We start from the raw sequence: 12031 nt of genomic DNA, 5'->3' as shown, positions 1-12031 counted from the left end.
TCCCCGCGGAGTACTGTTTCGGGCGAAAGAGCGAAACCGTCGCCGAACAAGCCATGCCCCATGGAACATCCAGGACAGCCCCGTGTGTGTGCGGTGGGTGAGTCCGTCGAACTCGCCCCTCGCGATCCGGACCCGAGCGTCGACTACGAGTGGCGCGTCGTCGATGCGCCGACCGACTCCGAGGCCACCGTCGACGAGGACGAAGCCGTCCAGTGGTTCACCCCCGACGTGGCCGGTCGCTACCGCCTCCGCATCGACGGCGGCGGTCACAGCTACGACCTGACCGTCCGCGCGTTCGCCGCTGAGACTGCACAGGCTGGCGGCCTCGGCGGCGTCTCCGGCGCGAGTGGCGCTTCCGGGAGCGGCCTGTCTGGCTCCGGGGGTGCCGTCGGCCAGTCTGGCGGCGCCAGTGGCTCTGCCCGCGGTGGCATCGGCGGGCGCGACGGCGTCGAGCGACCGCGCGTCCACCTCTCTGTCGACGTCGACAGCGACGAGGTCCACGTCCGCGCGTCGGTCGACCCCGACGAGGCAGACACCGACGTGGAGTTCATCCTCGACGACCGCGACGACCTGCGGGAGGCCGACGTGCGCGTCGACGACCGGACGCTCACCGTCGCCCGCGACCGCCTGCCCGAGCGGGCGCGCATCTACGCCGTCGCGGTGAGCGACGAGGCGTACGGTGTCACCGACAGCGTCGACATCCGTCGCGAGACGCTCACCGACGGCGGGGAGGTGCTCGCCGAGAGCGCGACCGACGGCCTCGCCGTCGACCGGCCGTACGACCCGCCGGAGTGGGCGGTCGACGCGACCATCTACGAGGTGTACGTGCGCACGTTCGCCGACCCCGAGCACGACCGCGAGCCGTTCGAGGCGATCCGGGAGCGCCTCGACGACCTGCAGGAACTGGGGATCGACACGCTGTGGCTGACGCCGGTCCTCCAGCACGACGGCGCCCCACACGGCTACAACATCGTCGACTTCTTCGAAATCGCGGCGGATCTGGGCGGGCGCGAGGAGTACCAGAAACTCATCGACGCGGCCCACGAGCGGGACATGAACGTCCTGTTCGACCTCGTGTGCAACCACTCCGCACGCGACCACCCGTTCTTCGAGGACGCGTACCACAACCCCGACAGCGAGTACTACGACTGGTACGAGTGGCAAGCGAACGGTGAACCGGGCACGTACTTCGACTGGGAGCTGATCGCCAACTTCGACTTCACGTCGCTGGAGGTTCGTCGGCACCTGCTCGACGCCGTCGACGAGTGGGCGCCGATGGTCGACGGCTTCCGCTGTGACATGGCGTGGGCCGTCCCCAACGGCTTCTGGACGGAGGTGCACGACCGCGTGAAGGCGATGGACTCGGAGTTCTTCCTGCTCGACGAGACCATCCCGTACATCCCGGACTTCCAGGCGGGGCTGTTCGACATGCACTTCGACTCGACGACGGCGTTCACGCTGCGGGAGGTCGGCGCGGGCAACGAACCTGCCGAGGCGGTGCTGGACGCCATCGACCAGCGGCGGCAGATCGGGTTCCCCGACCACGCGTCGTTCATGCTGTACCACGAGAACCACGACGAGACGCGCTACCTCGCCTCCTACGGCGAACCCGCGGCGTTCGCCTCCGCGGGCGCGCTGGCGACGCTCCCCGGCGCGCCGATGGTGTACGCCGGCCAGGAACTGGGGCAACTCGGTCGCCGCGACCAACTCGACTACGAGAGCGCCCGCGAGGACCTCCGGTCGCACTACCGCCGCCTGCTCGCGCTCCGCGACGACCACCCGGCGCTCCAGCACCGCGCGGCGCTGGAGCGCGTCGACTACGAGGTGGCGGCGGGCAACGCCGACTCGGTGGTCGCCTACCGCCGCGAGGCCGCCGACGGCGAGGCGGTCGTCGTCGTCCTCAACTTCGCGTCCGGTCCCGCGGCGGTCACGGTCGACGCGGCGCTCGGCGACACGGACCTCGTCACGGGCGACGACGTGGTCGACGACGACGGCTCGGTGACGGTCGACGACGTGGTCGTCCTCCCGGTACAGGACTGATCCGGGCGACCGTCGTCGCGCCGACTCCCGCTCGGGGGTGACCCCGCCCCCCGCGACGACGGATGCGAACTGCTCACGTACCGCGGAGTCTTTAACCACGGGAGTAGTTGCACGGGTGAATGCGGCTTCGAACGGCACTCAACGACTACAAGCGCGACCGCGGCCACGGCGCGACGGGCACCGCCAGCACTGTCCACGGAGCGTTCTCCGGACGGGGCGAGCGGCTGGTGCACGTCGCGCCGACTGGGAGCATCCGGGACTTCTCCTCCTCGCTGTCGGGGCTATCCGGCGTCGACAGGTCTCGGTTCGGCATCGAGACCGACGAGCGAACGTACTGGTTCGACGACCTCCAGACCGTCCGACAACACTACTACCGCGAGACGGCCCTCGTCGAGACGGAGTACGACGCCGGCGAGTTCACCATCCACCAGTACGACCTGACGCTGGGGCGCGAGCACCTCACCCACGTCGAGTTGCGTGGGTCGATCCCACCGAAGGCACACCTCGTCGCCTTCCTCACGCTCGCGCCGGAGGGGCAAGAGACGCGTGTGGGGCGGCTGATCCACGAGGGAGCAGGCCCGGTCGACGGCGACGCGGTCGAGGTGTTCCACCGCACGGAACACGACTACGTCACCGCCTCGACGGGGCTGGAGGACGTGCGCGCGCAGATCCCAGAGCGGTTCGAGGAACTGCTGGACCCAGACCCCGTCGCGCTCCCGCGGGAGGGGGCGATCAACCGCTACGAGGACACCCACCTCAGCGGCGACGTGGTCGTCACCGCGCCGCTGGAGCGCGCCGGTCGGGGCCTGCGCACGACGCTCGTCACGATGCTGACCGACGACGACGACCGCGAGGGCGCGCTGTCGCGACTGCGCGACTGCGCCATCGAACACGCCGGCGCGGACGAACTCCGGACGGTCGCACGGGAACGAACCGGGCTGTCGGTCCCCGACGACACGCCGCGACGGCAGACGGTGCGCTCGGACATGCGAGCGCTCGACCTCCTCGAAGCGCCCAGCGGCGCACGAATCGCTGGACCGGAGTTCGACCCGTTCTTCCGCAACTCCGGCGGCTACGGCTACACGTGGTTCCGCGACGACGCACGGGTGTCCCAGCACCTCATGGAGTCGAGCGAGGCGCTCGACCTCGGGGTCGACCCCGCGGACCTCGCGCGCAGCGCTCGCTTCTACTGTGAGGCCCAGCAGGCCGACGGCTCGTGGCCCCACCGCGTGTGGGCCGCCGACGGCTCGCTGGCCCCGGGGTGGGCGAACGCCCGCGTCGAGGGACGCGACGACTCCGCGGAGTACCAGGCCGACCAGACCGCCCTCACCGTCAACTTCCTCGCGACGTTCCTGCGCGAACACGGCGAGGGGCTGTCGACCGCAGACGAGCGCCGGATCCGCGAGAGCGTCGCCGCCGGCGTCGACGCGCTCGACGAGGCCCGTGGCGACGACGGCCTCCCCGAGCGGTGTCAGAACCTCTGGGAGGACCTGGCCGGGCGGTTCACCCACACCGCCGCCACGTTCGTCGAGGCGTACGCCGCCGTCGCGCGCGCGCCGGTGAGCGACGACCTGCGGACCCGGGGACGCGCCGGTGCCGAGGAGACGTTCGACGCGCTCGACGCGCTGTGGGACGCCGACTCGCGCACCTACGGGATGCGCCTGACCGGCGACGACCTCGACGACCGACTGGACTCGTCGACGTTCGCGCTCGTGGACGCGCTGGCCGCCGTCGACGCCGTGGACGGCCTCCACGTCACCGAGACGGACATCGACCGGGTCGCAGACCACGTCCGCGCCTCGTTGGACGGGCTGTACCGCCGGTCCGAGGAGTCGTCCGTCGAGGGGTTGATCCGCTACGAGGGCGACGACTGGCGCACGGAGGGCCAAGACGACGAGAAGGTGTGGACGCTCACGACCGCGATGGGCGCGTCCGGGGCGGCGACGCTCGGGGCGTTGCTGTCCGAGCGTGGCCGCGAGCAGACCGCCGGCTGGATGTTCGACCGCGCCGCGGAGCTGTACGCGCTCATCGAGGACGACGGCCCGCTGACGACGCGGACCGGCTACCTCCCCGAGCAGTGGTACGACGACGGCACGCCCGACAGCGCGACGCCGCTGGGGTACGCCCACTGCTTCCGCCTGCGCACCACCGCGACGCTGGCGGCGTACGACGCGCTCCCGAGCGCCGCGGCGACGCCGACAGCGCCGACCGACCGACCCCGGTGGACGACCGGCGAGAAGTTCGGCGTCGGCACCGCCGCAGACCACGGTTCGCTGGACGCCTCCCGGGTGTGGTTCACCCTCACGGAGGGGGCGCTCACCGAGGTGCGGTTCCCCCGCGTCGACCTGATGAACCTGCGGACGCTGGACTTCATCGTCTCGGAGGCGGACGCCGACTACACCGTCCGGACCCACGTCGAGGGGCCCCGGCCGGGCGACGACACCGTCGAGCGGCGGGTCGTCCCGACCGAGGACGACGCGCTGTTGTTCGCCCACGAGATCACAGAGACGGGCGACGGCCGCGGCCACGAGTGGACGCTGCGCGTCGAGTACGCCGTCGACCCGACCCACGACGCGGTCGTGGCGGACATCGACTTCCGCGCCGACGACCGCAAGGAGTACGACGTGTTCGCGGTCGCCGACACCGCGCTCACGAACACGGGCACGCGCGACCGCGGCCTCCGCCTGGGGAAGCCGGGGAGCCACCACCTCGTCGCCCGCGACGCCGGCGCCTACACCGGCGAGTCCGGCGACGCGATGCTCGTCGACGAGGACGGCAACGGCTACTCGGTCGCGGTCGCGATGGCGACGAGCGACCGCTTCGACTGGGCGACCGTCGCGGCCGCCGGCAGCGACGACCTGGCGACGCTGTTCGCCGAGGGCGAGGTGCCGACGACGCGCTCGTCCATCGACGACGACAACGTCGTGCTCGTCGGCCGACTCGGCTCGGGCCGGCGCACCAGCGAGACGCTCGCGCTCGGGTTCGCCCGCCAGGCGGACGCCTCGGCGGCGCTCGGTGAGGCGGTGGGCGCGCTCGCACGCGGGTACGAGACCGTCCGCGAGGCGTACCGCGACACCTGGCAGACGTTCCTCGGGAAGAAGCCCCTGCCAGACTCGGTCGCCGGTGACGCCGACCTGGCGAACCAGTACCGCACGGCGCTGATGACGCTGCGGGCCGTCGAGGACAAGACGTACCGCGGCGCCTCCGTCGCCTCGCCGTCGGTGCCGTGGGGCGAGGCGGTCCACGCTGGCGAGCAGAAGGGGTACGGCTACAACTTCGTGTGGGCGCGTGACCTCTACCAGGTGTTCACGGCCGCCGAGTTGACCGGCGACATCGAGACGGCCATCGACCAACTGGAGTACATCTACGAGTACCAGCAGGACGAGGACGGCTTCATCCCGCAGAACACCTACCTCAACGGAATCACCCGCTGGGGCGGCGAGCAGATGGACAACATCTCGTTCCCCGCGGTGATGGCGTACCACCTCTGGGAGGACGGCGTCGCGTTCGAGGACACCCTCTACGAGTACGAGAACGTCCGTCGGTCGGCGGACTACGTCGCCCGCAACGGCCCCTTCAGCGCCCAAGAGCGCTGGGAGGAGGAGTCGGGCTACTCGCCGTCGTCCATCGCCGCCGAAATCGCCGGCCTCGCGTGCGCCGGCAAACTCGCGGTGGAGCACGGCCACGACGCCGACGCGCTCGTGTGGCTGGCGCTGGCGGACCGCTGGGCCGACGAGGTGGAGACGTGGACCGCGACGGAGACAGGGACGGACCGGCACACCCACACGCCGTACTACGTGCGGGTGACCCGGGACGGCGACCCCGACGCGGGCCACCTGCGGACGCTCGCGAACAACGGCCCGCGCCTCGACGAGCGCGACATCATCGACGCCGGCTTCCTCGACTTGGTCAGACTGGGGATCAAGCCGTGGGACGACGAGACGATCCGCAACTCCGTCCAGGAGGTCGACGACACCATCCGCGTCGACTTACCCGCCGGCGCCGCGTTCTACCGCTACAACGGCGACGGCTACGGCGAGCGCGACGAGGGAGACGTCGGCGCCCCGTGGTCCGTCGAGAACCACGGGAAGGGCCGTCTGTGGCCGCTCCTCACGGGCGAGCGCGGCGAGTACGAACTGCTGGCCGACCCCGAGGAGACCGACCGCGAGGACCTGCTCGACCCGACGGCGCTGCTGCAGACCATGCAGCAGTTCGCCAACTCCGGGCGGATGATCGCAGAACAGGTGTGGGACCGCGACTACCGCACCGAGTACGACTGGGAGTACGGTGAGGGGACCGGGAGCGCGACGCCGCTGGCGTGGTCGATGGCCCAGTACGTCCGTCTCGCGCACGGCATCGACGCCGGCGAACCCGTCGAGACGCCCACGTTCGTCCGCGAGCGCTTCCTCGAACGGCGCCTCCACGACAGCGACGAGAAACCCGCGCTGCGCGTCGACACGAGTTTCCAGGGCAACACCGTCGTCGTCGCCGGCAAGACGACCGGCGAGCGCGTCGCCGTGACGACGCCGGTCGACTCGGCGATCATCACCCCGGAGGACGGCGAGTACGAGGTCACCCTTGACATCGGCTACGGCGAGAACGACATCACCGTCGCCGCCGCCGGCGACGCGGACTTCGAACGGGCCGCCACGACCGTCACGCGATTTACGGTCTGACCGGATCGACCGCGAATCCGCCGCCGGTCGCGACGACCGTCCTAGTATCTCCTAATTCTATTGGGGATGTGTGAAGATACCATCAGGGTCACCTTTAATATCGGAACCGAGGTTAGTGTGGGTATGCACGAGCCGGAGACGACGTACGTCGGGAAGGCGTGCGCGTACATCACTCGCGGCGGCTCGGAACTACTGGTGTTCGAGGGCCCCGGTCACGAGGGGCTCCAGATCCCGAAGGGGACTATCGAACCGGGCGAGCGCCCGCGGACGGCGGTGTTCCGGGAGATTCGCGAGGAGAGCGGACTGGCGACGCTGTCGAGCGTCGAGAAACTGGCGACGGACGTGTGGACCAGACGGGAGTCGCCGCCGAAGGCGTACGTTCGGCACTTCTACCACGCCGAGGTCCACGAACCGCGCGACGAGTGGGTCCACGTCGTGCGCGACGGCGGCGCCGAACACGGGAGCGAGTTCTCGTTCTCGTGGATCGGCCTCGACGAGGCGCGCGAGCGTGGTTTCGCGCTCGACCTCGACGACTACGTCGGTCACCTCCCCGCGCGGTCGGCCCTCGGCGGACCGCCGCAGGCGGCCGACTGACCGCGCCTGTCGACGCACCGAACTTCCGTCGTCGGTCGGTCGGTCCAGTGGCGAACGGATTTATGTGTAATTCGAGCGAACGGTGTCGTGTATGTCCGAAATGGACCTCACCTGGCACGGCCACTCTACGTGGGCCGTCGAGATCGGTGACACGCGCCTGCTGATCGACCCGTTCTTCGACAACCCGCACACGTCGCTCTCGCCGTCGGACGTGGCCGACCCCGACTACGTGCTCATCACGCACGGGCACGCCGACCACATCGCCCACGCCGGGGAGTTCTCGGACGCGACGCTCGTCGCGACGCCGGAGATCACGGCGTACCTGAGCGACGAACACGGCTTCGAGGACCCCATCGGGATGAACCTCGGCGGCACCGTCGAGTGCGGCGACGCGTTCGTCACGATGGTCCGCGCGGACCACACCTCCGGCCTCAACACCGGCTACGAGCACGAGGTCGGGATGCCCGCGGGCTTCGTGCTCTCCTCGCAGATGCCGACACAGACGAGCGACGCCGAGAACACGACGTTCTACCACGCCGGCGACACGGCGCTGATGTCGGAGATGAAGGACGTGATCGGGCCGTTCCTCGAACCCGATGCCGTCGCGGTCCCCTGCGGCGACCACTTCACGATGGGGCCGTGGCAGGCCGCCGTCGCGGTCGACTGGTGTGACCCCGACTACGCGTTCCCGATGCACTACGACACGTTCCCGCCGATCGAAATCGACGTGGACGACTTCGTCCGTGAGGTAGACGGCACCGGCAACGACGCCGAAGTCGTCGTCCTCGAGGGTGACGAGACGTTCACCATCGGCGGCGACGCGTACTGAGGCCGGCGGCCGCGTCGCGGCGCTCTGGACGACCCCTGAATGTGGGCGAACGCGTCGCGGAGTCGCCGCAGTAACAAGGTTTAGGCGTCGAGCGACCCACCTTCCGCTCGCACATGTCCGACATCGAGACCTCCACGGTCAGCGAAGAAGGGTTCACGAGCACGAGCGAGGTCGGCGACTTCGAGTTGACGATCGACGCGCTGGGTGAGGACGGTCCCGACCCCAACTCCGTGCTGGTGGCCGACTACGCCTCCTGTTTCCTGCCTGCGTTCCGCGTCGGCGGCCAGCAGCGCGGCCACGACGACCTCGGTCGCGTCCAGATCGACGCCGAGGCGACGCTCGACGACGACGACGATCTGACGGGCATCAGCTTCGACATCTACGTCGAGGCCGACGTCGACGACGACACGCTCGCCGACATCGTCGAGCGCGCCGAGGGTATCTGTCACGTCCACACGGCGCTCCGCGAGGGGCTCCACGCCGACGTCACGACGCACGCCAACGCCTTCTGAGCCGGCGCAGTCGCTCGACACGCCGTCGTTTCTTCGAGGCCGTAAGAAGGACCGCGAGCCGCCGCCGTCGCGGCGACCGGCGCGCTCAGTGGGCTGTCTCGTCGCCCCGGTAGGTTCGGTACGTCATCGCGCGGCCGTCGATGATGACCACGTCCTCGTCGGAGTGGTCGGTAGTTCCCTCGAGGGGATCGGCTGGCTCGTCGCGGAAGACGTACGGTGAGTCGCGCTCTTCCATGACACACCATACCACATCACCCGGCATAAGTCTTTGTCAGACAATACCACACGTGATTCTCCGAGCGACCAGTTCACTCGCGTTCGGGTGATCAGTCGGTACGTTCCTGAGGCGTCGACTCGGCCGCGAGCACGTCGGCGAGGCCCGAGAGGTCGTCGAGGACGTAGTCTGGGTCGTATGGGGAGTCGGCGACGTCGGCGCGGTCGGTGACGCCCGTCAACACGAGCGCGGTCGTCATCCCGGCGTCGGCGCCGAGCGCGATGTCCGTGTCGAGGCGGTCGCCGACGACGAGACACTCCTCGGGCGGACAGCCCACCGCGTCGAGCACCAGGTCTCGCGCCGTCGCCGACGGCTTGCCGAGGACCGCGTCCGGGTCGTGGTCGAGGACGCCGCGGACGGCGTTGATCACCGCGCCCGAACCCGGGACGAACGCGTCGGCGCCGGGGATGACGCGGTCTGGGTCGGTTCCGACGTACGGCGTGCCGTCGTTCAGGGCCCACAGCGCCCCACAGAGGTCGTCGTAGTCGAACGAGCGGTCGATGGAGACGACGCCGGCGGTCGCCGCGTCGCGATCGGTCGTGACGGTCAGGTCGGCGGCCTCCAGTTGCTCGACGAGGCCCGCCTCCCCGAGCACGTACAGCGCGTCGTCGGCGTGGTTGTCGCGGAGGTACGCGACCGTGCTGTCGGCGGCCGTGACGACCTCGGACTCGTGCGCGTCGATACCGGCGGCCGCGAGTCGCTCGACGTACGCCGGCGGCCCCTTCGTCGGGTTGTTCGAGCAGAAACACACCGAGAGCTCCGCCGCGCGCAGGTCGACCAACGCCGCCGGCGCGCCCGGAATCGGATCTCGGCCCCGCACGACCGTCCCGTCCACGTCGAGTACGACGCCGCGTATCACGGGCGCGCTTGGGCCGGAACGGTGTTGAAGCCGTCGCCGGGAGCGACGGTCGGTGGGTCGTCCCATCGGTCTTGTTCGGGTACCGGCGAACCGCTCCGGTATCACGGATCTGTGAACGGTAACGCGTATGTGTCGGCGGCCCCGCCCTCGGAGTACAGTGACCGCCGCGCAGTTGACCCTGGTGCAGATCGACAACTACGGCCCGTGGACCGTGACGCCGGAGCCGCGTCGGGAGATGGACCTCCAGACGCTCCAGTCACGCCTGTTCGCGGACCTGGCACAGTACATCGGCAACCGGGGGGGCTACGTCTTCTTCACCCGCTTCGACAACATGGTGGCCGTGACGAACGGCCTCGACCGCCGCGACCACGAACTCCTCCAGGAGTCGGTGGGCAACCGCTTCCCCGTCACCGTCAGCCTCGGTGTCGGCGTCGACGAGGTGCCGATCGAGGCGCTGGAGACGGCGACCGAGCGCGTCCAGGCCGCCGGCTCCGCGCAGTCGTCGGACCGCAGCGAGGCGTTCGCGGGCGAGTTCCTCACCGAGTCGGCCGACGACGACGTGCACATCGCCCACTTCGACGTGAACGACGCGACGGGGAAGTACACCGACCGCCTCAACGAGTTCGACTCGTTCATCAACATCGAACACGGCTACGCCAGCCTGATGAAGTACATGCGCGAGGAGCACGGCGCCCTGTCGTTCTTCGTCGGCGGCGACAACGTCATCGCCGTCTGCCCGGACCTCACCCACGACGAGTACATGGGCGCCATCGACCACGTCGCCGACGACGCCGGCGTCCAGTTGAAGGTCGGCGTCGGCAGCGGCGAGACGCCCCACGACGCCGGCTACGCCGCCAAGCACGCGCTGGAGGACTGCCGCTACGAAGGGACGCTCGTCGAGTTCGCCTGAGTCGGCGCCGGCCACCACGCTCTTAGTCGTGTCGGGTGGAGGGAGACGAGAGACGCGTGCGATCGCTGGCCGCGCGCTGCTCCCGTTCTCACCCACATGACTCTGAACCCGACTGACCGATCCGTCGACGTCGACCCCGACGGACCGGTCGAGACACGCGCGGAACGACTGCTCGACGCGTTCCTCGAACACGAGGAGCTCGACGAGGGACTGGCGGACGCCGTCACCCGCCTGCGACGGCGGGGTCACCGCTGGGACGCACTGGAACTCGTCGTGGTCTCACAGAAGGACCCAACCGCCGCGCGACGCCTCCTCGAGGCGGCGGTCGTCGACGGCTGACTCGCCGCCGGGACCGCGACGAGCCGACCACGACGGTCGACTGCGCCGGCACGGGGTCGGTACGTTTGTCACCTCTCTTCACCTACTCGGACGCCGTGAGCGACAGCGCGACCACGGACGAGCGGCGAGCACGTGCTCGCGGCGCACTGATCGGCCTCGCCTGCGGCGACGCACTCGGTCGACCAGTCACCGGCGACACGCCGGCGGCGGTGCGCGACCGGTACGGACGGGTGACGGAACTGCTCGGTGCGGACGGGCACCGGGCCGGCACGACAACCGGCTTGACGGCGGCGGCTGTCGCGACGGCCCACGACCACATCGGCGAGTCGGGGGACTGGCCGGCGCCAGCCGTCGCGGGGTCGACGGCGGGTCGAACGCTGACGGCCGCCGTCCCGCACGGTCTCGTGGACGCACCCGCGAGCGAACGGGCGGCCTCGGCGGCTGATACGACCGAGCGGCGGGCCGACGCCGACCCCGTGGAGGACGACACACGCGAGGCCGCCGCGGTGGTGGCGGTCGTTGTCGGCGAACTCGTCGACGGTGCGACGACGGCGGCGGCCCTCGACACCGCCCGGACGGTAGCGCTCGACCGGGGAGCGCCCGTCTCGGTTCGGGAGACGCTCGCGGTCGTCGGCGACCGGGCCGCCGTGACTATCGCGACCGCGGGGCCGGCGCTGGCGTTGTTGGAGACCGCGCTGCACGAGGCCGTGGTCGCCGACGGGCCGGAGGAGTCCACGGTCGCGTCCGTCAGCCGTGGCGGCGAGGCAGCGGCGCTCGGCGCCGTCGCCGGTGCGCTCGCCGGTGCACGCCACGGCGAGGCTGACGTGCCGATTCGGTGGCGCAACGGACTCGGCGAGACTGCTGCGGTCCTGCGCGACCTCGCGGACGCGCTCACCGAAGCGTCGCCAGCCGAGCGGCGGTGAACAGCATCGCTAGTCGGGAGTGTACGCGCTGGCGTCGAGAGAAGTGGGAGTATAGTGGTTGTGTAGAGATCCGGA

At 70.2% G+C, this 12031-nt stretch carries 10 protein-coding genes; 8 read left to right on the top strand and 2 right to left on the bottom strand.

All coding sequences use genetic code 11. The annotated features are described in order from the left end of the window. Positions 1-60: 60 nt before the first annotated feature. From malA to P0R32_RS07090, 5 genes are all read left to right on the top strand, one after another. Entirely contained in the window at positions 61-2040 is a 1980-nt protein-coding gene (gene malA, locus P0R32_RS07110) for an alpha-amylase MalA (protein ID WP_276239258.1), read from the top strand. 119 nt (positions 2041-2159) lie between these two features. After that, on the top strand, positions 2160-6716 hold the full coding sequence (locus tag P0R32_RS07105) for a DUF7997 domain-containing protein (protein ID WP_276239257.1): 4557 nt from the start codon (positions 2160-2162) through the stop codon (positions 6714-6716). Positions 6717-6839: 123 nt separating this feature from the next. Next, complete coding sequence (locus P0R32_RS07100; protein ID WP_276239256.1) at positions 6840-7310, top strand: NUDIX hydrolase; 471 nt, start codon at positions 6840-6842, stop codon at positions 7308-7310. 100 nt (positions 7311-7410) lie between these two features. Beyond that, positions 7411-8139 carry a metal-dependent hydrolase gene (locus tag P0R32_RS07095; RefSeq protein ID WP_276239371.1) on the top strand — a complete coding sequence of 243 codons (729 nt, stop codon included), beginning with the start codon at positions 7411-7413 and terminating at the stop codon, positions 8137-8139. 113 nt (positions 8140-8252) lie between these two features. After that, entirely contained in the window at positions 8253-8651 is a 399-nt protein-coding gene (locus P0R32_RS07090; protein WP_276239255.1) for an OsmC family protein, read from the top strand. 85 nt (positions 8652-8736) lie between these two features. Here the strand turns inward: P0R32_RS07090 and P0R32_RS07085 are convergent, their stop codons facing one another. Together P0R32_RS07085 and P0R32_RS07080 are read right to left on the bottom strand one after the other, a co-directional pair. Continuing rightward, positions 8737-8886 (bottom strand): hypothetical protein, encoded by a 150-nt coding sequence (locus tag P0R32_RS07085; protein ID WP_276239254.1) that lies wholly within the window; start codon positions 8884-8886, stop codon positions 8737-8739. A gap of 91 nt (positions 8887-8977) precedes the next feature. Continuing rightward, complete coding sequence (locus tag P0R32_RS07080; protein ID WP_276239253.1) at positions 8978-9784, bottom strand: HAD-IIA family hydrolase; 807 nt, start codon at positions 9782-9784, stop codon at positions 8978-8980. Between the two features lie 157 nt (positions 9785-9941). Between P0R32_RS07080 and P0R32_RS07075 the strand changes: the two genes are divergently transcribed. The 3 genes from P0R32_RS07075 (at position 9942) to P0R32_RS07065 (ending at position 11956) form a co-directional block, all read left to right on the top strand. After that, a complete protein-coding gene (locus tag P0R32_RS07075) occupies positions 9942-10694 on the top strand; it encodes a GTP cyclohydrolase III (protein ID WP_276239252.1) in 753 nt (250 codons plus the stop codon). Between the two features lie 96 nt (positions 10695-10790). Next, positions 10791-11033 (top strand): hypothetical protein, encoded by a 243-nt coding sequence (locus P0R32_RS07070; RefSeq protein WP_276239251.1) that lies wholly within the window; start codon positions 10791-10793, stop codon positions 11031-11033. A 95-nt stretch (positions 11034-11128) separates the two neighbouring features. Next, on the top strand, positions 11129-11956 hold the full coding sequence (locus tag P0R32_RS07065; RefSeq protein ID WP_276239250.1) for an ADP-ribosylglycohydrolase family protein: 828 nt from the start codon (positions 11129-11131) through the stop codon (positions 11954-11956). The last annotated feature ends 75 nt before the right edge of the window (positions 11957-12031 follow it).

The organism is Halobaculum marinum, assembly GCF_029338555.1.
Lineage (GTDB): Archaea > Halobacteriota > Halobacteria > Halobacteriales > Haloferacaceae > Halobaculum > Halobaculum marinum.
The sequence above is the reverse complement of the archived record's forward strand: the minus strand, read 5'-3'. Positions and strand labels throughout refer to the sequence as shown.

Coding starts and splice junctions, on each gene's coding strand:
- malA (WP_276239258.1), top strand. CDS start 61: ATGGAACATCCAGGACAGCCCCGTGTGTGTGCGGTGGGTGAGTCCGTC.
- P0R32_RS07105 (WP_276239257.1), top strand. CDS start 2,160: ATGCGGCTTCGAACGGCACTCAACGACTACAAGCGCGACCGCGGCCAC.
- P0R32_RS07100 (WP_276239256.1), top strand. CDS start 6,840: ATGCACGAGCCGGAGACGACGTACGTCGGGAAGGCGTGCGCGTACATC.
- P0R32_RS07095 (WP_276239371.1), top strand. CDS start 7,411: ATGGACCTCACCTGGCACGGCCACTCTACGTGGGCCGTCGAGATCGGT.
- P0R32_RS07090 (WP_276239255.1), top strand. CDS start 8,253: ATGTCCGACATCGAGACCTCCACGGTCAGCGAAGAAGGGTTCACGAGC.
- P0R32_RS07085 (WP_276239254.1), bottom strand. CDS start 8,886: ATGGAAGAGCGCGACTCACCGTACGTCTTCCGCGACGAGCCAGCCGAT.
- P0R32_RS07070 (WP_276239251.1), top strand. CDS start 10,791: ATGACTCTGAACCCGACTGACCGATCCGTCGACGTCGACCCCGACGGA.